Source organism: Burkholderia sp. NLJ2, from assembly GCF_049487195.1.
Classification (GTDB): Bacteria; Pseudomonadota; Gammaproteobacteria; order Burkholderiales; family Burkholderiaceae; genus Burkholderia; species Burkholderia pyrrocinia.
The window spans coordinates 1,814,878-1,841,465 of the sequence record NZ_CP137810.1; the positions used below are offsets into that span (position 1 = coordinate 1,814,878).

Here is a 26,588-nt window from a genome sequence, read left to right on the forward strand (position 1 = left end):
TCAGAGCGGCGTGAGCTCGCTGTCGACGAGCCTGACCACGACCAACAGCACCCTCGGTGCGCTGTCGACACAGGAGTCGACCGACGTCGGATCGCTGTCGACCAGCGTGAATACGACGAACAGCAACGTGGCAAGCCTGTCGACCTCGGCCGCGGCCGGCATCAGCACGGCACATAGCGGCGTGACCTCCCTGTCGACGGGCCTGACCACGACCAACAGCACCCTCGGGGCACTGTCGACCCAGGAATCGACCGACGTCGGATCGTTGTCGACCAGCTTGAATGCGACCAACGGCAACGTCAGCTCGTTGTCGACGGGCCTGAACACCACCAACAACAACGTGGCGAGCCTGTCGACTTCGGCTGCCGCCGGCATCAGCACGGCGCAAAGCGGCGTGAGCTCGCTGTCGACAGGTCTGAACACCACCAACAGCACCGTCGGTGCGCTGTCGACGCAGGAGTCGACCGATGTCGGATCGTTGTCGACCAGCTTGAATACGACCAACGGCAACGTCAGCTCGTTGTCGACGGGCCTGAACGCCACGAACAACAACGTGACGAGTCTGTCGACTTCGGCAGCGGCCGGTATCAGCACGGCGCAAAGCGGTGTGGCCTCCCTGTCGACCAGCCTGACCACGACCAACAGCACCCTCGGGGCACTGTCGACGCAGGAGTCGACCGATGTGGGCTCGTTGTCGACCAGCGTGAATACCACCAACAGCAACGTGGCGAGTCTGTCGACTTCGGCTGCGGTCGGCATCAGCACGGCTCAAAGCGGCGTGACCTCCCTGTCGACGAGCCTGACCACGACCAACAGCACCCTCGGCGCGCTGTCGACGCAGGAGTCGACCGACGTCGGATCGCTGTCGACCAGCGTGAATGCGACGAACAGCAACGTGGCGAGTCTGTCGACTTCGGCCGCGGCCGGCATCAGCACGGCGCAAAGCGGTGTGACCTCCCTGTCGACGGGCCTGGCCACGACCAACAGCACCCTCGGGGCACTGTCGACCCAAGAATCGACCGACGTGGGATCGCTGTCGACCAGCTTGAATACGACCAACGGCAACGTCAGCTCGTTGTCGACGGGCCTGAGCGCCACAAACAGCAACGTGACAAGTCTGTCGACTTCGGCTGCGGCCGGCATCAGCACGGCTCAAAGCGGCGTGACCTCCCTGTCGACAGGTCTGAACACGACCAACAGCACCCTCGGGGCACTGTCGACGCAGGAGTCGACCGATGTGGGCTCGTTGTCGACCAGCTTGAATGCGACGAACAGCGACGTGGCAAGCCTGTCGACCTCGGCCGCGGCCGGCATCAGCACGGCACAAAGCGGTGTGACCTCCCTGTCGACCAGCCTGACCACGACCAACAGTACCCTCAGTGCGCTGTCGACGCAGGAATCGACCGACGTCGGATCGTTGTCGACCAGCGTGAATACGACGAACAGCAACGTGGCAAGCCTGTCGACCTCGGCTGCGGCCGGTATCAGCACGGCGCAAAGCGGTGTGACCTCCCTGTCGACCAGCCTGACCACGACCAACAGTACCCTCAGTGCACTGTCGACCCAGGAGTCGACCGATGTGGGCTCGTTGTCGACCAGCGTGAATACGACGAACAGCAACGTGGCAAGCCTGTCGACCTCGGCCGCGGCCGGCATCAGCACGGCGCAAAGCGGTGTGACCTCCCTGTCGACAAGCCTGACCACGACCAACAGTACCCTCAGTGCGCTGTCGACGCAGGAGTCGACCGACGTCGGATCGCTGTCGACCAGCGTGAATGCGACCAACGACAACGTCAGCTCGTTGTCCACGGGCCTGAACACCACGAACAGCAACGTGGCAAGCCTGTCGACGTCGGCTGCGGCCGGCATCAGCACGGCACAAAGCGGCGTGAGCTCGCTGTCGACAGGTCTGAACACGACCAACAGCACCCTCAGTGCGCTGTCGACGCAGGAATCGACCGACGTCGGATCGCTGTCGACTAGCGTGAATGCGACGAACAGCAACGTGGCGAGTCTGTCGACTTCGGCCGCGGCCGGCATCAGCACGGCGCAAAGCGGTGTGACCTCCCTGTCAACGAGCCTGAACACGACCAACAGTACCCTCGGTGCACTGTCGACCCAGGAGTCGGCCGATGTGGGCTCGTTGTCGACCAGCGTGAATGCGACGAACAGCAACGTGACAAGTCTGTCGACTTCGGCTGCGGCCGGTATCAGCACGGCGCAAAGCGGTGTGACCTCCCTGTCGACCAGCCTGACCACGACCAACAGTACCCTCAGTGCACTGTCGACGCAGGAATCGACCGACGTGGGATCACTGTCGACCAGCGTGAATACGACGAACAGCAACGTGGCAAGCCTGTCGACCTCGGCTGCGGCCGGCATCAGCACGGCACAAAGCGGGGTGACCTCCCTGTCGACGGGCCTGGCCACGACCAACAGCACCCTCGGGGCACTGTCGACGCAGGAATCGACCGACGTCGGATCGCTGTCGACCAGCGTGAATACGACGAACAGCAACGTGGCAAGCCTGTCGACCTCGGCTGCGGCCGGTATCAGCACGGCGCAAAGCGGTGTGACCTCCCTGTCGACAAGCCTGACCACGACCAACAGTACCCTCAGTGCGCTGTCGACGCAGGAGTCGACCGACGTCGGATCGCTGTCGACCAGCGTGAATGCGACCAACGACAACGTCAGCTCGTTGTCCACGGGCCTGAACACCACGAACAGCAACGTGGCAAGCCTGTCGACGTCGGCTGCGGCCGGCATCAGCACGGCGCAAAGCGGCGTGAGCTCGCTGTCGACAGGTCTGAACACGACCAACAGCACCCTCAGTGCGCTGTCGACGCAGGAATCGACCGACGTCGGATCGCTGTCGACTAGCGTGAATGCGACGAACAGCAACGTGGCGAGTCTGTCGACTTCGGCCGCGGCCGGCATCAGCACGGCGCAAAGCGGTGTGACCTCCCTGTCGACCAGCCTGACCACGACCAACAGTACCCTCAGTGCACTGTCGACCCAGGAGTCGACCGACGTCGGATCGCTGTCGACCAGCGTGAATGCGACCAACGACAACGTCAGCTCATTGTCCACGGGCCTGAACGCCACGAACAACAACGTGGCAAGCCTGTCGACGTCGGCTGCGGCCGGCATCAGCACGGCACAAAGCGGCGTGAGCTCGCTGTCGACAGGTCTGAACACGACCAACAGCACCCTCGGCGCGCTGTCGACGCAGGAGTCGACCGACGTCGGATCGTTGTCGACTAGCGTGAATGCGACGAACAGCAACGTGGCAAGCCTGTCGACGTCGGCCGCGGCCGGCATCAGCACGGCACAAAGCGGCGTGAGCTCGTTGTCGACCAGCCTGACCACGACCAACAGTACCCTCAGTGCACTGTCGACGCAGGAATCGACCGACGTGGGATCACTGTCGACCAGCGTGAATGCGACCAACGACAACGTCAGCTCGTTGTCCACGGGCCTGAACACCACGAACAGCAACGTGGCAAGCCTATCGACCTCGGCTGCGGCCGGCATCAGCACGGCACAAAGCGGCGTGACCTCCCTGTCGACCAGCCTGACCACGACCAACAGTACCCTCGGTGCACTGTCGACCCAGGAGTCGGCCGATGTGGGCTCGTTGTCGACCAGCTTAAATGCGACGAACAGCAACGTGACAAGTCTGTCGACTTCGGCTGCGGCCGGTATCAGCACGGCGCAAAGCGGCGTGAGCTCGCTGTCGACAGGTCTGAACACGACCAACAGCACCCTCAGTGCGCTGTCGACGCAGGAATCGACCGACGTCGGATCGCTGTCGACTAGCGTGAATGCGACGAACAGCAACGTGGCGAGTCTGTCGACTTCGGCCGCGGCCGGCATCAGCACGGCGCAAAGCGGTGTGACCTCCCTGTCGACGGGCCTGGCCACGACCAACAGCACCCTCGGGGCACTGTCGACCCAAGAATCGACCGACGTGGGATCGCTGTCGACCAGCTTGAATACGACCAACGGCAACGTCAGCTCGTTGTCGACGGGCCTGAGCGCCACAAACAGCAACGTGACAAGTCTGTCGACTTCGGCTGCGGCCGGCATCAGCACGGCTCAAAGCGGCGTGACCTCCCTGTCGACAGGTCTGAACACGACCAACAGCACCCTCGGGGCACTGTCGACGCAGGAGTCGACCGATGTGGGCTCGTTGTCGACCAGCTTGAATGCGACGAACAGCGACGTGGCAAGCCTGTCGACCTCGGCCGCGGCCGGCATCAGCACGGCACAAAGCGGTGTGACCTCCCTGTCGACCAGCCTGACCACGACCAACAGTACCCTCAGTGCGCTGTCGACGCAGGAATCGACCGACGTCGGATCGTTGTCGACCAGCGTGAATACGACGAACAGCAACGTGGCAAGCCTGTCGACCTCGGCTGCGGCCGGTATCAGCACGGCGCAAAGCGGGGTGACCTCCCTGTCGACGGGCCTGAACACCACCAACAGCAATGTGGCGAGCCTGTCGACGTCGGCCGCGGCCGGTATCAGCACGGCACAAAGCGGTGTGACCTCCCTGTCGACGGGCCTGGCCACGACCAACAGCACCCTCGGGGCACTGTCGACGCAGGAATCGACCGACGTCGGATCGCTGTCGACCAGCGTGAATACCACCAACAGCAACGTGGCGAGTCTGTCGACTTCGGCTGCGGTCGGCATCAGCACGGCACAAAGCGGCGTGACCTCCCTGTCGACAAGCCTGACCACGACCAACAGTACCCTCAGTGCGCTGTCGACGCAGGAATCGACCGATGTGGGCTCGTTGTCGACCAGCGTGAATACGACGAACAGCAACGTGGCAAGCCTGTCGACCTCGGCTGCGGCCGGCATCAGCACGGCGCAAAGCGGGGTGACCTCCCTGTCGACCAGCCTGACCACGACCAATAGCACCCTCAGTGCACTGTCGACCCAAGAATCGACCGACGTGGGATCACTGTCGACCAGCGTGAATACGACGAACAGCAACGTGGCAAGCCTGTCGACCTCGGCTGCGGCCGGCATCAGCACGGCGCAAAGCGGGGTGACCTCCCTGTCGACCAGCCTGACCACGACCAACAGTACCCTCAGTGCGCTGTCGACGCAGGAATCGACCGACGTCGGATCGTTGTCGACCAGCGTGAATACGACGAACAGCAACGTGGCAAGCCTGTCGACCTCGGCTGCGGCCGGCATCAGCACGGCACAAAGCGGCGTGACCTCCCTGTCGACAAGCCTGACCACGACCAACAGTACCCTCAGTGCACTGTCGACCCAGGAGTCGACCGATGTGGGCTCGTTGTCGACCAGCGTGAATACGACGAACAGCAACGTGGCAAGCCTGTCGACCTCGGCCGCGGCCGGCATCAGCACGGCGCAAAGCGGTGTGACCTCCCTGTCGACGAGCCTGACCACGACCAACAGTACCCTCAGTGCACTGTCGACTCAGGAGTCGACCGACGTCGGATCGTTGTCGACCAGCGTGAATACGACGAACAGCAACGTGGCAAGCCTGTCGACCTCGGCTGCGGCCGGTATCAGCACGGCGCAAAGCGGTGTGGCCTCCCTGTCGACCAGCCTGACCACGACCAACAGTACCCTCAGTGCACTGTCGACTCAGGAGTCGACCGACGTCGGATCGTTGTCGACTAGCGTGAATGCGACGAACAGCAACGTGACAAGTCTGTCGACTTCGGCTGCGGCCGGCATCAGCACGGCTCAAAGCGGCGTGACCTCGTTGTCGACGGGCCTGAACACCACCAACAGCAACGTGGCGAGCCTGTCGACTTCGACCGCGGCCGGTATCAGCACGGCACAAAGCGGCGTGAGCTCGCTGTCGACGGGCCTGAACACCACCAACAGCAACGTCGCAAGCCTGTCGACTTCGGCCGCGGCCGGTATCAGCACGGCGCAAAGCGGCGTGACCTCCCTGTCGACGGGCCTGAACACCACCAACAGCAACGTCGCAAGCCTGTCGACTTCGGCCGCGGTCGGTATCAGCACGGCGCAAAGCGGCGTGACTTCGCTGTCGACAGGTCTGAACACGACCAACAGCAAAGTGACAAGCCTGTCGACCTCGACTGCCGCCGGCATCAGCACGGCGCAAAGCGGCGTGACCTCCCTGTCGACGAGCCTGACCACAACCAACAGCAACGTCGCAAGCCTGTCGACTTCGGCCGCGGCCGGTATCAGCACGGCGCAAAGCGGCGTGACCTCCCTGTCGACAGGTCTGAACACGACCAACAGCAAAGTGACAAGCCTGTCGACCTCGACTGCCGCCGGCATCAGCACGGCGCAAAGCGGCGTGACCTCCCTGTCGACGGGCCTGAACACCACCAACAGCAATGTGGCGAGCCTGTCGACGACGGCCGCGGCCGGCATCAGCACGGCGCAAAGCGGTGTGACCTCGCTGTCGACAGGTCTGAACACGACCAACAGCAAAGTGACAAGCCTGTCGACCTCGACCGCGGCCGGCATCAGCACGGCGCAAAGCGGCGTAAGCTCGCTGTCGACTGGCCTGAACACGACGAACAGCACGGTCGGCTCGCTTTCCACGAGCTTGAACACGACGACCGGCAGGGTCAACTCACTATCAACGAGTCTGAACACGACCAACAACAACGTATCGAGCCTGTCGACATCGGCATCGACCGGAATCAGCGCGGCGGCGAACGGCGTGACTTCACTCTCCACGAGCCTGAACACGACGAACAGCAATCTGGCGTCGTTGTCGACCTCGTATTCCGGCTCGATTGCCTCCTGGCTCAACAAACTGAACGCGGTCAACAACAGCCTGTCGACGTTGAGCATCTCCACATCGACCAGCGTGGTTCAGCTCTTCACCGGCGTTGCGTCTCTCTCGACCGGTTTGAACACAACAAACGGCAAGGTGGCGGCGTTGAGTACCACGGTGACATCGCTGTCGACGGGGCTGGCCTCTCTGTCCACGCAGATAAACTCCCAGGGGTCCGGCAAAGTCGCGATGCAAAGCACGAGTACGTCTACTGCTACCGCGCTCTCGACATCGACCTCGACAAGTGCCAGTACCGCGCAAAGCACCCCATCGACAGGGACGGCTTCGCTGTCTACCAGTTCGACCTCGCTCTCGACCAGCACGAAGGCTGTCGTTGCCGCGCAAGCAGTTCAGGGCATGTCGGCAAACCCGGTCGCGACAGGCGCCGCAGCACAGGTCGTCAACAGCTCCGCCACGGCAGCGGGCACCAACGCGCTCGCCTCGGGGACGAACTCGGTTGCGCTCGGCGCGGGAGCGGTAGCAACAGCGGAGAATTCGGTCGCGCTAGGCGCGAGCTCAATCGCAAACGAAGCGAACACGGTGTCGGTGGGCTCGCCTGGCAACGAGCGCAGGATTACGAATGTGGCGCCCGGGATGAACCCGACGGACGCGGTCAACATGTCGCAATTGGGAGCCGTGCAGTCGAACGTGAATCAGGTGGCAAGGATGGCCTATTCCGGAATTGCCAGTGCCGCCGCGCTGACGATGATTCCTGAAGTTGATCCCGGGAAGACACTCTCGTTCGGCATAGGTACGGCCGGCTACCAGGGATATCAGGCAATGGCCCTTGGTTTTACCGCTCGAATCACGAACAACCTGAAGGTCAAGGCAGGGGTGGCAATCAATGGTGCGGGCGGTAATACGTACGGTGCTGGCGCAGCCTACCAGTGGTAAGCCACGCATACGCACTCGGGTGAACAATCATGCGAATCGGAATTTCGGTTTTCACGCATGCCGGCCAGAACGTCTGGGAAAACGGCCTGGGCCAGAACGTGTTCTATCTGGCCCGCTTGTTGCGCACGTTGCCGTTTGTCGAAGAAGTGTTGCTGCTCAATTGTGGCGATCAGTCACACCTGCCCGATGACGTCGAGCCGGACGGTGCCGGCTTTCGGCTGATTGCGCCGCAAGACACAACCGACTTGATCGACGTGGCGATCGAAATGGCGGGCGGGCTCGACGTCAATTGGCTCGACCAATTGCGCTCGAAGGGAAAGAAGGTGGTCTACCACTGCTGCGGACAGCCCTATGCAGCCCTGATCGAGCCAACGATCTTCGGCAAGGAGGGCTATTCCTCCCGTTTTGAGCGCTGCGATGAAATCTGGACCCTGCCGAGAGACCGGTGCTTTCACCCAATGCTCGAATCCCTTTACCGATGCCCGGTGTACGACGTGCCCTATTTGTGGGAACCGGAATTTCTCGAGCGGCGCGCCACATTGCTGCGCAGGGACCATGCTGTCGAATTCGGATATCGTCCCCAACCTCGCAAGGAATATACGTTTCGCGCACTCAGGGCTGCGGTATTGGAGCCGAATATCTCCGTCACCAAGACATGCAGTATTCCAATGCTGATCTGCGATGCAGCTTTTCGCGCGAACGAAGATGCCATTGCCGAACTGCATCTGCTCAACACGATTCAGATGAAAGATCATCCGACGTTCGTGCATCTTGCCAACTCCCTGGACCTGACGAAGCGCCGGAAAGTCCGCTTCGAGCAACGGCATGATTTCGCCGGCTACATGAGCCAGTTCGGCGACGCCGTTGTCACGCATCAGTGGCAACAAGATCAGAATACGCTCTATCTGGATGCACTTTACGGCGGATACCCGTTGATCCATAACTCGAAGTGGCTGGGGTCGGCAGGGTACTACTATCCGGGTGCGGACATACCGAGCGGCGCATGTCGGCTCATTGAAGCTTCCCGAAACCACGATGAGAATTTCGATTCCTATCGGCGCTCCGCAAGCGAGTTTCTGGCCGCGCTGAGCCCGCTTCACACGATGAATCAGACTGCGTATTCGCGCAGCTTGTTGCGGTTGACATCCGTACGAGATCGGAGGGCGGCATGTTGAATGGTTGGGGGCTCAAGGTAGGGGTGACGCTCTTCGTGCGTTCAGGTCAGCAATCCATGTGGGAAAACGGGATCTTTCAGAACTGTTTCTTCCTGGCCATGCTGCTCGCGAAATCGCCGCTCGTCGAGGCAGTATTCCTGGTCAACGGTGGCGATGGTCGTGCCGAGGATGCACAAGAATTTCTGGCTGATGCGCCGGCGCAGGTGATCGATCTGCAAACGGCGCGCTCGCAGCTTGATGTGATCATCGAGCTGAGCGCGCAGCTCGACCCGCAGTGGGCGCGAGACTTCCGGTCGCGCGGCGGGCGTGTCATCGGCATGCGCGTGGCCAACGATTACGCAATCGATGTCGAGCGCATGATCTTCAATCGCCCTCATGGCATGCTTGTTTCCGGTACCGGATACGACATGATCTGGACATTGCCTGCCTTTGAAAGAACGTGCTCTGCCTATTACGAAGCAGCATTGCGTGCCCCGGTGCGAACCATGCAGCATCTCTGGAGTCCGGTGCTCCTCGAACGCGCAGTCGGCCGGAGTGCGCCGACGCAGCCGTTCGGCTATACCCCCGGCCGCTCGCGCTGGCGCCTCGCCATCCTTGAACCCAATCTATGCATGGTGAAGACCAGCCACGTTTCGATGCTGCTTGCGGATGTCGCATATCGTCAGTCGCCCGACATCATCGAGGTGCTGCGTGTATATAACTCGTTTCACCTGAAGAGCGACCCGCTGTTTGTCGGATTCGCGACGAGCCTCGACCTCGTGCGGCACGGGCTTGCTTCATTCGAGGCGCGCTTTCCCACGTATGAAATCATGGCGCTGCAGGCTGACGCGATCATTTCTCACCATTGGGAGAATGGACAGAATTACCTGTACTACGAGGCGCTGTATGGCGGGTACCCGCTTATCCACAACTCGACGCTGCTTGGGGACAGTGGATACCGGTATACGGACTTCGACCCTCAGGACGGCGCTTTGGCGCTACGCCAAGCGTTTGCAGAGCACGATGGGCGGCTCGACGACTACCGGTGTGCCGCGCGTGGTTTCTTGAAGACGCTAGATCCGCATGCAGAGCGCAATGTCGAGCAATACAGCGCGGCGATCGCAGAACTCTATCAGTGATCAAACCTTCAGTTTTTGCTCGAGACGGACGATTTATCGGCCGCGCAGCGCACTGCGCGAAGCCGGCAAGGCACTCGGCGTGGATCCAGCGATCGTCGATCGCGTTGCCAAGCAACACCGATGGTTCGACTCGCGCCATGCCTGCTGCGGCGCGTCGTCGATGCCGGCCTCGCCCACAAAAATGCGGACAGGTTCTCGCTGCGTTACCGGTCCAGCGCCAGCTTCGCGCCGAGCGCCAGCAGGATCGCCCCCATCACCGCGTCGATCGGCTTGCGCAGTTTCGCGTAGCCGATCTGCACGCGGTTCGTCGAGAACAGCACGGCGACCGTGCAGAACCACGTCAGCGAGACAGCGACGACAACGGCCAGCGTCGCGCCATGCACCCACGCCGGTGCGTGTGCGGGCAACAGCGTGACGAACAGACTGCCGAAAAACGCAGCAGCCTTCGGATTCGTCAAGCCGACCAGCAACCCTTTCCGATATGCGTGCACGCCACCACGGACAACCGGCTGGCTTGCGGATTCGGCCTGTTGCGCGGACTGGCGCAGGCCCGACAGCGTCTTGATGCCGAGATAGATCAGGTACGCGGCACCGGCGATGCGGATCGCCTCGTACAGCCACGCGAGCTTCGCGACGATCAGCCCGAGCCCGAAAATCGCCATCGCCGCCCAGGCTGCATGCGACGACGCGATGCCCAATGCAGCAAGCAGACCCGCACGGCGATTGCCGAGCGCATGGGACGAAACAGCGATCAGGTCGGGGCCGGGGCTGACGCAGCCAGCAACTTCACGCCGCCGACTGCGGCGAGTTGGGGAAGATAGCTCATGGCGATTCGGTTGGATTCAAGGTGAAGGACGAAAGGCGATCTAATCTGACATGCCGATTTTCCGTGGATGCGGGACGGCAGGAAGTACGACGTGCAGGCATATCGCGCAAGCTTTCGAGCTGCTGACACGCCCCTAGCAACTTCGAATTACAGCGGCGGCCGCTTCAACTTCACCCAACGCTGCACCGACGGCCGCTCCCACTGCGCACGCGCATAGTCGGCGAGGCGTTGCGGCACCGGATCGTCATTCAGCACCAGGCGGTTCAGCATCACCGCCAGATCGAGATCGGCAATGCTCCACTCGCCGAACAGGTTTGCCACGCCCGGCGCGAGCAATTTGTCGGCGGCCGCAAACAGCTTCTGCGCGGCAGCCTGCGCCAAGTTCGACAGCGGTTCGCTCGTCGGGCCGTAGAACAGCACTTCGGTCGACCGTTCCGTGCGGATCGGCATCAGGTCGCTGCGTAGCCACGCCTGCACTTGTCGCGCCCGCGCGCGCTAGCGTAGATCGACCGGATAGAGGCGCGTGCCCGGGAATGTCTCGTCGAGATACTCGGTGATCGCCGACGATTCCGACAATGCGAAATCGTCGTGCACGAGCGTCGGCACGCGTTGCGTCAGCGACGTCGCCGCATAGTCGGGCGCGAAATGCGCGCGGTTGCCGAGATCGACGGTCACCAGTTCGTACGGCAGTGCTTTTTCCTCAAGGGCGACGAAGACCGACATCGCGTATGGGCTCGTGTATTGCGCATCCGCGTAGAGACGGAGATTACCGGTTTGCACTGCTGGCTCCTTGTGGGTGCGGAGGTCGGCGACTGCGGGTCGGGTGCGTCGACGGGCTCCGGGTGGATCAATGCGGTGTGTGCGACAGGTTAGCAGCGGCGGGAACGGCGGTGTTTGAAGTTTTGTTGGCGCTGCGGCGGTTTGGTCAGCCGGCGTCGGGCCAGCGGTATCCGATCACTTCGTTCAGCGGATACGCGAGTTCGCGCACTTCTTCCAATTGGTTGCCGCCGAACAGATGCACGTGTTCGTCGTCGTGACGCAGGTAGAAACCGACGTGCCCTTTCCAGCTTGCCGGATCGTCGCGCGTCAGGATCGCGATGCAGCCGTAGACCGGGCGCTCAAGCGGCCGGCCCCATTCGAGCCATGAGCGCGCGAGTGCGGAACCGGTGCCGCGAACGCCGGCGTGTGTCATGCACCAGTTGACGAAGGACGAGCACCAGGAGATTTTGTCGTCGTAGCCGACCAGGTTCGTCTGGTTGTTGTACTCGACGATGCGCGGATTGATGCTGCCCGGCGGGTGGCGCCGGATGCCGAGTTCGGCCATGGCAACGGACATCCACGGCGGATGGCCGGCTTTCGGTTTGCTCTCAGAGTTTGATAGGGTCACGTCGTTCTCGGGCGAGTGTGATTTGCGGTCAATCTTCGCATGAATACGACATAGCGACGAGTGTTGCCGGTGCCCTCGCCGACTCGAATGAGATCAATCATGACAGGGCAATCAATAAAATTTCGTTGCCAAGAAGAAGTTATATTTTCTATTCTTTGACGTCCATGTGCCAACATACGAATCGTCAACTGTCTTTCCCTTGAACGTCGCAACCGGTTGATTTCCTGACGCCAAGTACTCCGTTAAATTCATTCTGCCATTTCTTATCGAACCCTTAACAGCGATCAGCGTTTCATTCTTGAGATACATGTAACTACCATCGACTCTTCCATCCCGATCTTCTGGAAAGGAAGCGCTAATCCAGAAATTATTACCGATCCACCCACCCAAATACTGATATGCCACATCGATCTTGCATCCGGAAAGACAAAGTAATGTCCTTGCATCAGGTCCGCTACCGGAAGGAAACGCATAGGTTGCTTCTGACCAATCTTTAGTGCCCGCATCGTATGCCGGCACCGTTACAACAAGACCAGCCTGATTTGCAACTCTGGTTGCCACTGTGTCAGGTGAATCTGGAGATTTATTATTTATTTTCCCATCACACAAGGCTTCGAAAGCATTTTCCAGAATTTCCCGCCCTTCGTTCAACACAACATTGCCACGACAACTTTGCCCGACCCAACGCTCGCCATTAAACAGAGTTGCTCTCGACAGCGAGATGTAATTTCTTGCACGCATTACACCATTAATGTAAGAGAAAATCAAAATCGTCCAGTTCTTTGACGACGATACGTTACCGTACTCCAGAATCAGACTTGTCATGCTTCCATAAAGCGTCGCATCACTCAAAGTCCGCCGTAAATTCGGCTCAGAAGACAATCGTGCATCACTAGCACTATCGACGAAAAATCCATCTCCATCCAATCGGATCGGGCAATTAATTGTTTTTACGCTACCATCACACACCACCAAACCAGGGGCCGCGTAATCACCAGCCATTGAATTTTCCATCAACGACAATACAAGAAACATCCCAAAAACAAACCTGGCAATCATTTTCCCTCCCTGGCAATCCCCTCGAGCTTCTCTGCATAAATTGGATGCTCTTCGGCCTTGTTTGGATAATTCGAACCTGCCGAATTGTCGCCGTCATGCGGTAAAGCAGTCTCACGTCCAGACGCACTTCGAGCGCGCGTTGCGTTCAATCTTCGCATGAATGCGTCGACTGGCCATACCCTTCCCCGCCTTGTCATTTCCTTTCGATCCACCCGTATCATGTCGGCAGCGCCATCGACTCCCTGCCCGCCATGCGCATCACGCCCCTGCCGCCTCTTCAGTGCCTCGTCGCGTTCGAAGCCGCCGTGCGGCACGCGAGCTTCACGAAAGCCGCCGCCGAACTGCATCTCACCCAAAGCGCGATCAGCCGCCAGATCCAGCAGCTCGAGGAATTCCTCGGCCGCTCGCTGTTCGTTCGCGAACACCGTTCACTGCGGCTGACGATCGCCGGCGAGCAATACGCGGCGCAGGTGCACCACCTGCTCACGCAATGCGCGGAAGCCACGCACGACGTGATGAAACCGTACGGCGATCTCGAACTGACGATCGCGTGCTCGTCCGGTGTCGCGCTCCTGTGGCTCACACCGCGCCTGCCGGACTTTCGCACCGCGTATCCGAACATCAAGCTGCGTCTGATCGTACGCGATGGTCTCGCGTCGATGTCACCTGCGGAATTCGACGTCGGCGTCTACTACGTGCGCCAGCAAGCGCCGGCCGAATACACCGCGCGCCGGCTGTTCGACGAGGAAGTGTTTCCCGTCTGCGCGCCCGGCTATCTGGCCGGTCGTACGCTCGACGCGACCGATCTCGCGAACGAGACGCTATTGCGCCTCGAGGACGGGCAGCGCCAATGGATGTCTTGGTCCGAATGGTTCGTCATGAACGACGTCGACCGGCAGAAGGCGCAGCCGCAGGACATCACGATCAACTCCTATCCGCAGATCGTGCAGATGACCATTCTCGGCCAGGGCGTGTCGCTCGGCTGGCGCTACATGATCGACGCATGTATCGAGGCCGGGCTGCTCGTGCGCGTGACGGAAGCGTCCGCGAGCCACGGCGGCGGCTATTACGTGATCTCGCCCAACGACCGCGCGCAGAACCAGGCCGCACGCCTGTTCACGCGCTGGCTGTTCGAACAGGCGGAGAAGCAGACCGCGCCCTGAGCGCGATGCATGCGCGCAGCGCATGCGTGCATGCGAATCTTTCGTTTCAGAAAAAAACCCGGCTGTCCTTAGCATGGGATTCACGCGGGGCAGCCGTCCCGTCTTCTGACAAAGGAAGAGACCATGCAAGGAACGCTTTCCCCGCGCGCCGCGCCTTCCATCGATGCGGCGGTGCAGCAGCGCCGCCGCGCCATCGTCGCGACCGTGATCGGCAACGGCCTCGAATGGTTCGACTTCACCGTCTACAGCTTCTTCGCGGTAATCATCGCGAAGCTGTTCTTCCCGACAGGCAACGAACTGACGTCCGTGCTGCTCACCGTCGCGACGTTCGGCGTCGGCTTCTTCATGCGGCCTGTGGGCGGCATCGTACTCGGCGTCTATGCCGACAAGGTCGGACGCAAGGCCGCGCTGTCGCTCACCATCCTGCTGATGGCAGCCGGCACCGCACTCATCGGGATCGCGCCGACCTACGAACAGGCCGGCATCGCCGCGCCGCTGTTGATCGTCGTCGCGCGGCTGCTGCAAGGCTTCTCGGCCGGCGGCGAGATGGGCGGCGCAACAGCGTTCCTCACCGAATACGCGCCGCCGGAGAAGCGCGCGTATTACTCGAGCTGGATCCAGTCGAGCATCGGTTTCGCGGTGTTGCTCGGTGCTGCGACCGGTACGTTCGTCACGACGTCGCTCGATACGCAGGCGCTGCATAGCTGGGGCTGGAGGCTGCCGTTCCTGCTCGGGATCATCGTCGGGCCGGTCGGTTACTTCATCCGCAGCCATATCGACGAGACGCCCGCGTTCAGCGCCGTCGAAGCGCAGGCGAAGGAAAGCTCGCCGCTGAAGGAAGTGCTGTCCACCTACCCGCGCGAGACGTTCGCGAGCTTTTCGATGGTCATTCTTTGGACCGTGTGCACCTACGTGCTGCTCTTCTACATGCCGACTTATTCCGTGCGCACGCTGCATCTGCCGCAGTCGACGGGCTTCGCGGCCGGCATGGTCGGCGGGCTGATGATCATGTGCTGCTCGCCGATCGTCGGCAGGCTCGCCGACGCGTGGGGACGGCGCGTGTTCCTGTCCGGCTCGGCGCTCGCGATCCTCGTGCTTGCTTGGCCGATGTTCGCGTGGATCAACCATGCGCCCGGGTTCACGTCGCTGATCGTGTTCCAGGCCGTGTTCGGCGTGCTGATTGCGACCTATACGGGGCCGATCCTCGCGGCATTCGCGGAGTTGTTTCCGACCAAGGTGCTGTCGACGGGGCTTTCCGTTGCGTACAACTTCGCGGTGACGATCTTTGGCGGGTTCGCGCCGTTCCTGATTACTTGGCTCATCGCTCGCACGGGCAGCAACATGGCGCCGGCCTTCTACGTGATCCTCGCGGCGGCAGTCAGTTTCGTCGGGACGCGCTTCGTGAAGGATGCGAAGCGTGCTGCCTCCATGACTCGATAAGGAAATTTCCCCATGACCATTACCGTGCTTCAAGGCGGCAACGTTCTCGACCTCGAACGGGGCGTGTTGCTCGAACATCATCATGTCGTGATCGAAGGCGAGCGGATTGTCGAAGTTACTGACCGGCCGGTGGATTTGCCGAATGCCCGGGTGGTCGATGTGCGCGGCAAGACCGTGATGCCGGGGTTCATCGATTGCCACGTGCATGTGCTGGCTTCGAATGCGAATCTTGGTGCCAATGCGACGCAGCCGAATATTCTCGCGGCGATTCGGTCATTGCCGATTCTCGATGCGATGTTGTCGCGTGGGTTTACGAGTGTGCGGGATGCGGGGGGCGCGGATTGGAGTTTGATGCAGGCGGTCGAGACGGGGCTGGTTTCAGGGCCGAGGATTTTTCCGTCGGGGAAGGCGTTGTCGCAGACCGGCGGACATGGGGACTTTCGGCCCCGAGGGGATTTGCTGGAGCCCTGCTCTTGTTGCTTTCGGACGGGGGCGATTGCTCGGGTGGTGGATGGCGTTGAAGGTGTGCGGCTCGCCGTGCGTGAAGAGATTCAGAAAGGCGCTACGCAAATCAAGATCATGGCTTCTGGTGGGGTTGCTTCGCCAACCGATCCGATTGCTAACACGCAGTATTCGGAGGACGAGATTCGGGCCATCGTCGATGAGGCCGAGGCTGCGAATACCTACGTGATGGCGCACGCGTATACGGGGCGGGCGATTGCGCGGGCCGTGCGATGTGGCGTGCGGACGATCGAGCACGGGAATCTCGTGGACGAGGCGGCCGCGAAGCTCATGCATGAGCATGGGGCGTTTGTGGTGCCTACGCTTGTTACTTATGACGCGCTTGCCAAACATGGGGCGGAGTTCGGGATGCCGGCGGACTCCGTTGCGAAGGTGGCTTCCGTGCAGCAGAAAGGACGCGAGTCGCTGGAGATCTATGCGAAGGCCGGCGTGAAGATGGGGTTCGGGTCGGATCTGCTTGGCGAGATGCACGCGTTTCAGTGCGGCGAGTTTCGGATTCGGGCGGAAGTGCTCGGGAATCTGGAAGCGCTCAGGTCGGCGACGACGGTAGCGGCGGAGATTGTGAATATGACGGGGCAACTGGGCGTCGTGGCCGCCGGTGCGATTGCCGACATGGTCGTGCTCGACGGAAACCCGCTCGCCGATATCGGCGTCGTGGCCGGTAAAGGCGAGCACGTCGCCTATGTGCTGCAGCGCGGGCGGATCGTGAAGGCGCGGGACGGCGGACGTTGATGCGTCGTTTGCGCATGCACGCGGGCATTCAGGTCGTCGCTTGAATCCGGATGCATCCGATCGTTTCGACACGCGCGGCGCGGCCTCACGGGCCTTGCGGTCGTGACAGTTGTTGAAGGTGGTTGTGAGCGCGATTCGCATCGTGCGAGGCCATGGCCGGGGCAGTTGCGCCCCGGCAGTCAGTCACGTTCATGCAAAGCTTGGAATGCACCCACAAGGGCCGCGCAAAGCGGCCCTTGCTGTTTATTCCGCTTCGTCTTTCTGGGCAGCCTGACCGTAGGGCTGCTCTCGCCAGTTCAGCGCGCTGTGGTCAGGCGTGATGGTGACCTTGCGGAGATCGAAATTGAACTCGAGATAGACGTGATCCCCCGGTTTGAATCCGAACATCTCGAAATGCGCGTCGACGGCGTGCATCCATGGCATGTACGGCTGGCCTTCCTGGGGGACATCGGGCTTGTTGCCGAGGGTTAGCTCAACCTTGGGATACCGTTTGAGCTTCTTGGGACGTGACTTACTATAGGCGTTAGCCATTTCCGACTCCTGGTGTGAGTTGGTGGTGGTTAGCGGGTCGTATGGGTTGCCGCCCATGCGGCCCGCGCTTTTTGTTGCCGTGGATTTTCCTTCTCTCTTCTCCCTTCGCTGCGTCTTGTTGGGCAAGACGGCTTTCTTTCGACCATCGGGGCGGGGAGGACTGAGTTTGACGTCCGATGGCGAGAAGCATGGCTTCATGACCAGTGTAGTCGGGCTGGCATCTCAGAAATGGGGAAATGAGGGGGATTGGCCGTTAGGTATAGGGCGTACGTCGCTTCATCGAGACCTGACATCACGGGCCGTCGTAGTACGAGATCAAACTCGGCGCATCGGGCTCACCCGCCATGCGCCGTTCAATGAAGTCCGGAATCTCATCTTGGGGCTCAACAAGGTGTGAGTCGATCAGAAGGAATTGCATTGGCCGGTCTTCTTGCTCTGTAGCAAGTTGATAGATCTCGTCGTACAGAGCGCGCACCAAATCCGGGTTTTCTTCGTTGTCGATGTTCTTCGTTGGGCTATCAATGACCAAGAAGCCTGGTACCGGCAAGCCGAGCTGACGAGCGGCGGAGTGAACGGCCAGGGCGTAACACACGTTGAACGCTGTTTTCTTCCCCCCGCTGCCCGTGTCCCAGAATCCCCACTCCAGATCTTTGTTCACGACGACCGGGCTCCAGTTCCTAGGGTTGATTACGACGTAGTCGTCTGGATAGATCCCGGGGAACGACACTGCGATTAGAATTCGCTTGAATTCCTCCGCAATCTTGGCGATGTTGTCGTCCGCAGCCTTCAGTCTCGTGCGCTCTTCATCGATTGCGCTTCTCAGGTTGTCAATTTCACCCTGTAGTGCTCCAGCCTCAATTTCGAGAGCATCAATGGCTTCCGGCATCTTCTGCAGTTTCTGCAAGGACAGGCTGCGCTCCCTGAGCGTCGCGATGCGTCGATCGATGTCTCGAATGCTTTCGACATACGCCGAGTCATAGCGCGTGAGCTCGGCTTGAAGTTGCCGATCAAGGGACGACTTTTCTTCCTGTCGCCTGGCGAGATCCCTGAGAGATCGATCTATTTCGCGGGTGCGACGAGTGATTGACTCGGCGATCTGGTCGATCCGATCGTTCAAATCTCTTTTGAAAGCCTCCACTTCAAGGGCTGAGTGCACTTCCGTGAGCTCGCGCGTGTCACTGCAGCAGAGGTGGCAATGATCTGCGCTCGGCGGGGTACGATGTTCAACGTCGGTGCCGCATTGAGGGCATCGATGGTAGCTCACGCCGCCTAAAATCTCCGAAGCCTGTTGGGTGCGATCTGCCTTAATTTTTGCCGTAATCAACTCGGCTCGCAGAGATTTCTGCTCTCCGACCGGTTGCTCCGATTCAGCGATGGCTTGAGCAAGCTCAGCAATTTCCCATCCCATTCTTCTGAGCTTTTTGCGGAGCGTATCTGTCGGATGGATCTCCGCCACTCGCGTCTTTTCGAGCGTCGCACGTTGTGCTTCTGCAGCGCGAAGATTACCGTTGACTTCCGAGATCTGACCGCTGATGTTCAGGTCGGAGTCCCAACCAAACTGCGACATGAAGGCGCGAATCTGCAGTACAGCTTCACGCTTGCCGCGCTGTGCATCCATTTTCTTCATCAGCAAGGCGTCCAACTGACTCAGACGCTCGGAGTGCAGTCCGGTGAAGAAGCGCATCGCATCTTGACTTTTTCTACCACGGAATGCGTCTTCGAGACGGAAGAACGACGAGTCCAGATGAGTTTGGTCGAGATAGCAGTACCACATCAGGTCTCGGAAACTCAATCGAATCAGAGGTGATTCAGGATCTCGGGAGCTTCGTCGCACCTTGATCGGTGTCACGTCACAGAGGTGAAAAATTAGGTCGCTCAAATTGAAGACTTCGGTCCCTTCAAGCAGCGGCGAATCCTCTGGCTCAAGTGGTGCGTTGAGCGATTCAATGTTGCCTTCGGCATCTTCCCACGTCACCTGGACGCGGGAGGAGTCAGTTGCGCGTTCAAAGATACAGTTGCGAGTGCCAAGAGAGATGAGTAGGTCGGCAGAGATAAATTCTCGTTGGATCGCGGGCGTGCGCTCGACGGAGCCCCCCAGGCAGAAATCAATCAGGCGAGCCACCGATGACTTGCCTTTCCCGATCGGACCATGCAAGAAAGTTACCGTCGGCGAGAATGGAACAATCTCCGTCGTCTTCCTGGTGTGCACGCGTAGTTGCTTTAGCTGGACTCTCATGTTGGTATGGGCTTGTTGGCGCGTAGGGAAACGATCTCGGGAAACGTGTCGTAGATGAACCGCATGAGGTTCGTAGCACTGAGATCGATGCTCCTTTTAAGAGATCGGGCTCGCCGGAAAATCACCTCAAACAGTGGACTTCGAATCAGGTCGCTGTATATACGCTGCCCCTCGCCCGTCAGCGAGATAACGATCGTTCGACCTTCGATCGATAGAGAGATCAACCCCTTGGCAACGAGAACGTTGAGGAAGTCTCGATATCGATGATCCCAAGGTCCAAATCGGTAACGGACCATTTGAGATTCGACGCTGTATCGCTCGTGGTCTTCGAGTTGAACATCTCGAATCGATTTCCCGCGAGCAAGCAGTGCGCGCTCGAGCATGGCCGGATACCGAATGAGGAAGTCCAGCTTCGCGAGCTTTGTGATGCCTTCTATCGGCCCCCCATCCGTACCCTCCGAAAAGGCATGAAGTAGCACCAGAATACGTGCGAGATGCAGGTCACGGGACTGGTCGAGGTCGACAAGGGCACGGACTAAGTTCATGACTCATCCTCCCAAGGGCGATCTTTGCTCCAATCGACCTCGCATTCGGAGGTCAGGGAGTACGCAATGCCCTCAAGATGCTCATCCGAGCACTCATACAACTGTGCCCCATCCTGTCGGCGACGGCGGATGCGTTTGCGCAATTTCTTAAGCATGTCGAGTCCGAACGGCGCATCGTCCTTTTTTGTCGTTTCGTAGGCATCGGCGGAGTCGCTAAGGACGAGGGATCTGATGTGGCCGTATCGCTGCAGGCCCTTTTCATGGCCGTACTTGTTTGTCCACGCGATCCCGAGAAACTCGGCTTTGTCGCGCAAATTGACCGCAGAATTCCGGGAGACAACAGAAAAGCCACCCGCATCGAGCTTCCTTTTGAGAAGGTCGCTGCTACCGAGACCAGGTCGAACGAGAGATGCCGGATCCGCTTCCAAAGGAGCAACGCTATTGATGCCTGTTTCGAGAATCGAGAGCAGTCGCGCCCGGTCGAATCTTTTTGCATCAATGCGTGCTTTCAATTCGGCTGCCTGAGGAGACGCACTCGCAGGTAGGTAGGCGGGCAACAAATCTTGGTGCGCCAGGGAAGACGCTCGACAACATTCGTCGGAGAGGAAAGTTGCCGCCTTCTTCACAACTGGATAGGTCAGATCTTGGCCGCGCGGCCATGTGTTCATTAGCGCATCGATCAAGCGCGTAAGCGCATCTTGCAGCTTTGGTAACGTATCGTCAGCATTCGTTTTGGCGAGTACTTGTTGTGCGACCGCAATATCGCATCCGGCGGCCTGTGCAATTTTCTTTGCGAACCGTGCAGTGATAGCAGATCCAGCAGTTGCAGCGCTAGCTGCTTTAAACCCGCGCAAAACAAACTGAATATCTTTCCCGTTTCGCCCTGCATACAGGGGATGATTGGACAAGAAACGAAAGTCTAGAAACTGGCCGGGGAACTGGCTCTCGAGCCTGCAAAACCTGCTGAATGAATTGACGACAGCCTCATCGTCTGTCTTCCAGGCCGGCTGCGAAATTTCCCGCGTCTTGATCTGCAGACCATTGAACCGCCCATCTCGACGTTTCACGAGCACATCTTCATGGTGCTCGCAGAAAACCTCATGCGTATCCTCCGAGTCGTCGAGCAGTAAGCAGCAGGTAATCGCTGCGTAGATCCACTGGTATCGAAAGCGGCGCGCGGTTTCGTCACCAGGATCACCTGTTGCCAAGACTGTGTCAGGTCCGGATACGATACTCATCTGTGGTCTCTCGACTTATTGGTCGTTGCTGTTATCTCGTTACATCACGCTAGCAGGTTGGCAAAGTACGACCTCGCAACTTCAGCGTTCGCCATATTCTCTCATGTGATGAAGCGACCGAGTTTTGACATCCTATCATCGCAATCGCGAGGCACCCCGATACGGACCGGGCCGTCCTCGGCCAGGACTGTTTGGCACACGGCCATTGCACTGATTCGTCACAGCACTCGGCTTGGCGGCGTCTGACGGATAGCCAAGATGGTGGCTCACCTAGCCGCCCAGGACCCGCTCGCTCAGCACATTCTTAAGTGCCAGTGTCACGGCAGTAGTTTCGGATGCTGCCTCAAAAAACGAACTTCGGTCTCCGGGCAATAAACTCGCCTTACCCACGGAAAAATTTTCCTAAAGCCGATAGTGTCTCCGATGAGACACCCACGTGCAACGAGCAAACGAACAGCAACAGCACTCAAGCAAGGGGCGCCTCAACCTTCCGGTCGACCTTCTCGAAAAGTTTCAATTAGACTTCGATTCCCTCAATCGCATCTGGCAAAAAAAAAGCCTGCGCCGACAGCCAACCAATAGGACCGCATTCGAGAGAGGCAATTCAATTCAAGGCATCAACATAAGGTCGTGCCGCCGCGAGGAACGAACGAAGATCAACGGAACTGACAAACTGGAGTGAAATCGAATAGTTCGGATACTCGCCTGCATGAGCCGCACTGTTCATAAGTTGGTAAGACTGGTAGAAGGCGAGCATGATGGCGTGCCAATTCGACACCTGAACACTCATTTTTGATGTAGGCCTGAGCATGACGGCGAACAACGTCGGCTTAAGCCTTATATGATCCGAATTCTCGAAGCACTCAGCAAAAATCTGCGCAAACATACTTATTTGCTTAGGCGAATTGTTTAATACCAATTTTAACATTCGAGAAATTAATGATTTTGCCTCCTTTGCGGCGTTGGGCCGATATGCCCGAGGATCGGCTGTCAGCGCGAGTTCACGTCGATAGTCCATCACGCATGTTGCGCAGTCGCTAATTTCACCACCACCATGCGCCGTGCTAACGAATCGCCGCAATCTATCACTATTAGACAGTTGAAGCGTAGCGACACGCTCGACGAGTGCTGCCTCCAGTCTATATGTGAACTCGGCTATCTGCTCAATTCTTGCCTCTGGACAATCAAGTAGTGCAGCTTCCGCATTCATGGCTAAGTCGGCAATTTCGAAGTAAGTTTCACGGCCTGGCGCGACCGGAAACCAACGAGGCAACGTTATCGGTGACGATCCCTGTGGCAACTGAAATTCGTCCTTACCTAGCAATATCACGGAGATACGTTGAGCTGATTGTTTGCGGCAAAATTCAAAAGCCGACTGATTAGTCGTGAACAGCCGCTGCACGTCGGAGAGAACTGCGTTTGCGTTCCGGAACCCGTCATCGCGAACAGTCAGTGCAACAATGCCCTCTAAACCGACCACCTTCGAAATATCCTGGGCGAACGCATCTCGACTACCCTCCGAGTACCGAACCCAGAAAATACGCAATACGTTATCCTGTCGCCAGGGGATACCTGCAAGCAATTCGAAAACTCTAGGTGCCGTATATTCCATAATCAATTGATCCTCGGCGTAACAGACGCAGCCAGACGCGCCATCAGCCGCACACCCGGGGTTACTTGGCCACCATGATCTCGCAGAAAGTTAGACATTGAGGCACTAGCCAAGAATCTCTGTGGTGTCATGCGTATTCCCTGCCCGTAAGGAGCAGCAATCAGATTAAAACTATTTACAGAACAGGCGAACACCTTCGGGTGTTTTCTCGCCATTTCTTGCAACACGTTAGTAATAGCAGAAAGCCATGGTTCCTTTGTTCGTCCGCGCTCGCTGGAATACTCCGCCAGCATACCGTGAAAAAACGCATAGTGTGGGCTACGCTGCAGCGCAGCGAGTGTCAACCTATCTTTCGTGAAATTCGCAAATTGTCCCGCGCCCAATGGTGCACCACCCGGTTTGAATCCCGTTGAAATAAGCCAATCACAAAAATCGATCATTAAATTAACGGTTAAGTAAGGATGTCCATTGGTTTCTTCATATATTGCATCTGAAAACGATGGATCAAATGGAAGAGGTTCCTGCAGCACACGACGCAAAAGCTGTGTAAATTCTGTATCAGCAGCACCCGCATGATGCTCAAACAGCGGGAAGTTATATTGTCTAACAAGCGGGCTAAGCTGATTTTGAGCAGAGAGAATGAGGTGTGCGTCAGGACGTTGCCCCATAAAAATAAGTAGGTTCTTCGCCGCAAAAGCCACCATCTGGCTGAGTAACGGTAGTGCGACGGTGAAACGGAGTCCTGGATCACGATCAACAAATGCATCGATCAAACCGAAAAGCGTCTCGTATTCATCGACTATGAATACCACTTTCCTGTCCTTCACATCCACAGCTGTCGTAGTAAGGATGCATTCGTCGACCATCGATTTGAAGAAATTGGGACCGATCGCGTCCTGTGATGACAGCGCCTCTTCAATCTTGCGAGCAAAAATATTTTGCTCGATCTGATGTGGCTGGTGGTCCATCGTCTGCACAACGACAACTAGCCGACCACTTAGATCAGCGAGACTGCTTGCAGCTGTTGTCTTGCCGGAGCGGCGAACACTACACCACAGGTGAACGCCGGCTCCACCTTCAAGATCCTCCAGCAGACGTTTAACGCTATATCGTTGCACATAAAATTGCTTACGAAAATCTGGGTCCTCTAAAGGGAACTCTCTGGCATAGTTGCGGTTCAGGACACTTGAATCGCGCGAAGCCGCATCAGCGGCGACCTGTCGATGCAATTCTGAATCAATCAATTCTGCAAAGTTGTGTACCTGCTCCGAAGTCGGCTTCACTTCGCTTGCATTGAGCACGCGTGACGACTGATCGTTTTCAGCCAGCATTGGATCGAGTTGTCCAATGACCACAGCAGCACGCAGTGCGAGTGCTTCACTCAGGTGGTACGCTTGTTGGATAATTCCATTGCAATAGCTAGAAACTAACAGCTCTTGACTAGCCCCTTGATTACGAATCGTGAGCGTGAGGTCCAGTCGCTCAGCATATCCGATCGACAGCCGGCTCAATCGTGGAAGAAAGACATCGTCTCCATGGAATCTATGGGCTAAACGCTCGATTCCTAACAGAGCCGGCACAATAGTTATGTAGACGTTGTTACTCCTGTACTCATCAGGAAACTCCTCAATAAGATTTAGCACCTCTGTACCACGCGCAAATCCTAATGCTGGCAGCCAATTATTCAAATTTCGGGCCAAAAGCATCCATCCCGGGTCCGCCCCGTATGTCGCCTTACCAAAACCGCTAAGAATTCCCGTGAGTAACGTCGAGGCAAGACTCCATGTAATTTCGGCGTCTCTTGCATCCGACACACCCTCTCTTTGCTCCATAAATATAGAGATCACGAGATAGAGGAATTTCTGCAGCCCACTTATCGATTTAATTTCAGCGAAATCTTCCGACAAACCACTTTCAATCTGATATTGAAATCCCTGACCAAAAATGTCGGATGCGTGATCAACTACAACACAGCCGACCTTTTCAATTTCTTGATGCCACTCCGCTGACCCGGCCAGCCTATCGCGCGCATCACCGAAAATAAACAGGAAAGTATCGCGGTAATAGGTAGCCCACTGGAAGATATGCCGGTCCCGCAATTCGTCAAGACGAGCTGAGTATCGCTTTGAAAGCATAGCTGCCTGCCGTCCTTGAGGCAGTGCTGCTTCGATGTTCAGATCAAAAGGAACTGTAGTTGGCAACTGATGTATGTGCGTCAACCGCCACTGTAATTCCTCGAGCAGAATCCTGCGTCGCTTCTTTTGAAAACGTGATATCAGCATCGTGAGATCTGGCTGGAGCAGCACCAACGAATCCTTTGGCGTCGCCTTCATCAATCCTGACAACTCCTCCGATGCCCCACCAACGAGATTGTTGTCGATCATCGCCGAAATTTCCGCGATCTTTTGGCGAGTACTCGCACCAATTGTTGCCATATCACTCTTCCCCTACCCTTGACGGGCGTTATCTATTGTCTTTCGAGAAACTTTATGCGTGACGAAATTATGCAGACTTAAGAAAAAACAAAAAATATATGTATGCCGGATGCTATAGCTAGCAACGGAAATCCAACCATGATAGTCACTTTACACACAATTTCTATCGTCATGCAATTCAAAATAATTCTCGATAGCGGGACAGCCCTCAATAGTACCGATATCGGCAATATTTTTTCTAACTTCCGCCACAAAAAATCAGCTACTGAATAGGCAGCAACTTCTCCAATCACCTCGACATTCACAATATTAAATACATATTCATTGATGCAAGACATGGGATCGGCAAATGACGTAACAAGAATTTTTATTTACATTAAAATTTAGCTATGCACTTCACACACCGAAACGATCATTCAATCCCCATCACGACTAGAGGCTCCCCTTGCTTGATAGAGATAGCCAACGTATTCGCCCCTCCGGTACCCCATCCTAACTTTCCCCGATCAGCGACGCCTTCACCACAGCATCAGCTGGTTTCCATTCACCGTAATGTTCGGCAAACAGAAGCGCCGCATGGTCAGCGAATAATCCGTATAAAAACCGCATTATCGAAGATAACGGCAACATCACCCGCTGACTTGAGCCCTACATCCGCCGTCTTTGCCTAAGCCTTCACAAGCGAAACGTCGTAACGAGCAAACTCACCATCCCATTATCCGCCTTCACGAACAGCCCATCCAGCCCCGGCGTCATCTCAGCATCGGCAACAACGTCTTGCACGTTGCTCCCCGCTTTCCCAGAAAGCCGCTTTGCCGTGGCCATCCCGACGAGCTTAACCAGCCTTGCATTCACCTTGGCCGCATA

At 58.1% G+C, this 26,588-nt stretch carries 21 protein-coding genes and 2 pseudogenes; 6 read left to right on the forward strand and 17 right to left on the reverse strand.

All coding sequences use genetic code 11. The features are described 5' to 3' along the window. The 7 genes from R9B84_RS30495 to R9B84_RS30525 all read right to left on the reverse strand — a co-directional run bounded on the left by R9B84_RS30495 (position 1) and on the right by R9B84_RS30525 (position 7,131). A complete protein-coding gene (locus tag R9B84_RS30495; RefSeq protein ID WP_423761183.1) occupies positions 1–759 on the reverse strand; it encodes a hypothetical protein in 759 nt (252 codons plus the stop codon). Between the two features lie 9 nt (positions 760–768). Beyond that, a complete protein-coding gene (locus tag R9B84_RS30500) occupies positions 769–1,143 on the reverse strand; it encodes a hypothetical protein (RefSeq protein WP_423761184.1) in 375 nt (124 codons plus the stop codon). A gap of 9 nt (positions 1,144–1,152) precedes the next feature. Next, positions 1,153–4,089 (reverse strand): hypothetical protein, encoded by a 2,937-nt coding sequence (locus tag R9B84_RS30505; RefSeq protein WP_423761185.1) that lies wholly within the window; start codon positions 4,087–4,089, stop codon positions 1,153–1,155. Positions 4,090–4,098: 9 nt separating this feature from the next. Continuing rightward, complete coding sequence (locus R9B84_RS30510; RefSeq protein WP_423761186.1) at positions 4,099–5,436, reverse strand: hypothetical protein; 1,338 nt, start codon at positions 5,434–5,436, stop codon at positions 4,099–4,101. Positions 5,437–5,460: 24 nt separating this feature from the next. Next, on the reverse strand, positions 5,461–5,607 hold the full coding sequence (locus R9B84_RS30515; RefSeq protein WP_423761187.1) for a hypothetical protein: 147 nt from the start codon (positions 5,605–5,607) through the stop codon (positions 5,461–5,463). 126 nt (positions 5,608–5,733) lie between these two features. Then, positions 5,734–6,825 carry a hypothetical protein gene (locus tag R9B84_RS30520; protein ID WP_423761188.1) on the reverse strand — a complete coding sequence of 364 codons (1,092 nt, stop codon included), beginning with the start codon at positions 6,823–6,825 and terminating at the stop codon, positions 5,734–5,736. 21 nt (positions 6,826–6,846) lie between these two features. Then, complete coding sequence (locus R9B84_RS30525; RefSeq protein WP_423761189.1) at positions 6,847–7,131, reverse strand: hypothetical protein; 285 nt, start codon at positions 7,129–7,131, stop codon at positions 6,847–6,849. A gap of 34 nt (positions 7,132–7,165) precedes the next feature. Here R9B84_RS30525 and R9B84_RS30530 point away from each other — a divergent pair, with 34 nt between their 5' ends. The 3 genes from R9B84_RS30530 to R9B84_RS30540 are packed head-to-tail and all read left to right on the forward strand — an operon-like array spanning position 7,166 to position 9,995. Next, entirely contained in the window at positions 7,166–7,702 is a 537-nt protein-coding gene (locus R9B84_RS30530; RefSeq protein ID WP_423763515.1) for a YadA family autotransporter adhesin, read from the forward strand. Between the two features lie 29 nt (positions 7,703–7,731). Continuing rightward, positions 7,732–8,877, forward strand: a complete 1,146-nt coding sequence (locus R9B84_RS30535; protein WP_423761190.1) for a DUF2827 family protein — start codon at positions 7,732–7,734, stop codon at positions 8,875–8,877. Continuing rightward, positions 8,871–9,995 (forward strand): DUF2827 domain-containing protein, encoded by a 1,125-nt coding sequence (locus R9B84_RS30540; protein WP_423761191.1) that lies wholly within the window; start codon positions 8,871–8,873, stop codon positions 9,993–9,995. Before R9B84_RS30535 ends, R9B84_RS30540 begins: the two co-directional genes overlap by 7 nt. Positions 9,996–10,198: 203 nt before the next feature. On the opposite strand, the pseudogene R9B84_RS30545 reads toward R9B84_RS30540, so the two are convergent. The 4 genes and pseudogenes from R9B84_RS30545 to R9B84_RS30560 form a co-directional block, all read right to left on the reverse strand. Continuing rightward, positions 10,199–10,821, reverse strand: a pseudogene (locus tag R9B84_RS30545) (LysE family transporter). 147 nt (positions 10,822–10,968) lie between these two features. After that, positions 10,969–11,601: pseudogene (gene yfcF / locus R9B84_RS30550) on the reverse strand (glutathione transferase). 145 nt (positions 11,602–11,746) lie between these two features. After that, entirely contained in the window at positions 11,747–12,157 is a 411-nt protein-coding gene (locus tag R9B84_RS30555) for a TIGR02594 family protein (protein ID WP_423761192.1), read from the reverse strand. 162 nt (positions 12,158–12,319) lie between these two features. Continuing rightward, entirely contained in the window at positions 12,320–13,267 is a 948-nt protein-coding gene (locus tag R9B84_RS30560) for a hypothetical protein (protein ID WP_423761193.1), read from the reverse strand. 251 nt (positions 13,268–13,518) lie between these two features. On the opposite strand from R9B84_RS30560, the gene R9B84_RS30565 reads away from it, so the two are divergent. The 3 genes from R9B84_RS30565 to R9B84_RS30575 all read left to right on the forward strand — a co-directional run bounded on the left by R9B84_RS30565 (position 13,519) and on the right by R9B84_RS30575 (position 17,124). Then, positions 13,519–14,430, forward strand: a complete 912-nt coding sequence (locus R9B84_RS30565; protein ID WP_423761194.1) for a LysR substrate-binding domain-containing protein — start codon at positions 13,519–13,521, stop codon at positions 14,428–14,430. Positions 14,431–14,553: 123 nt separating this feature from the next. Further along, entirely contained in the window at positions 14,554–15,870 is a 1,317-nt protein-coding gene (locus R9B84_RS30570; protein WP_423761195.1) for an MFS transporter, read from the forward strand. 12 nt (positions 15,871–15,882) lie between these two features. Next, positions 15,883–17,124 carry an amidohydrolase family protein gene (locus R9B84_RS30575; protein ID WP_423761196.1) on the forward strand — a complete coding sequence of 414 codons (1,242 nt, stop codon included), beginning with the start codon at positions 15,883–15,885 and terminating at the stop codon, positions 17,122–17,124. A 243-nt stretch (positions 17,125–17,367) separates the two neighbouring features. On the opposite strand, the gene R9B84_RS30580 is transcribed toward R9B84_RS30575, so the two are convergent. The 6 genes from R9B84_RS30580 to R9B84_RS30605 all read right to left on the reverse strand — a co-directional run bounded on the left by R9B84_RS30580 (position 17,368) and on the right by R9B84_RS30605 (position 25,670). Beyond that, positions 17,368–17,781 carry a hypothetical protein gene (locus R9B84_RS30580; RefSeq protein ID WP_423761197.1) on the reverse strand — a complete coding sequence of 138 codons (414 nt, stop codon included), beginning with the start codon at positions 17,779–17,781 and terminating at the stop codon, positions 17,368–17,370. Between the two features lie 166 nt (positions 17,782–17,947). Next, positions 17,948–19,777, reverse strand: coding sequence for a hypothetical protein (locus R9B84_RS30585; protein WP_423761198.1), 1,830 nt, complete (start codon positions 19,775–19,777; stop codon positions 17,948–17,950). Between the two features lie 110 nt (positions 19,778–19,887). Next, entirely contained in the window at positions 19,888–20,436 is a 549-nt protein-coding gene (locus tag R9B84_RS30590) for an ABC-three component system middle component 4 (RefSeq protein WP_423761199.1), read from the reverse strand. Further along, positions 20,433–21,674, reverse strand: coding sequence for a dsDNA nuclease domain-containing protein (locus R9B84_RS30595; protein WP_423761200.1), 1,242 nt, complete (start codon positions 21,672–21,674; stop codon positions 20,433–20,435). Before R9B84_RS30595 ends, R9B84_RS30590 begins: the two co-directional genes overlap by 4 nt. A gap of 604 nt (positions 21,675–22,278) precedes the next feature. Beyond that, a complete protein-coding gene (locus R9B84_RS30600; protein ID WP_423761201.1) occupies positions 22,279–23,286 on the reverse strand; it encodes a hypothetical protein in 1,008 nt (335 codons plus the stop codon). Positions 23,287–23,288: 2 nt separating this feature from the next. Further along, positions 23,289–25,670, reverse strand: a complete 2,382-nt coding sequence (locus tag R9B84_RS30605; RefSeq protein ID WP_423761202.1) for a hypothetical protein — start codon at positions 25,668–25,670, stop codon at positions 23,289–23,291. Positions 25,671–26,588 lie beyond the last annotated feature (918 nt).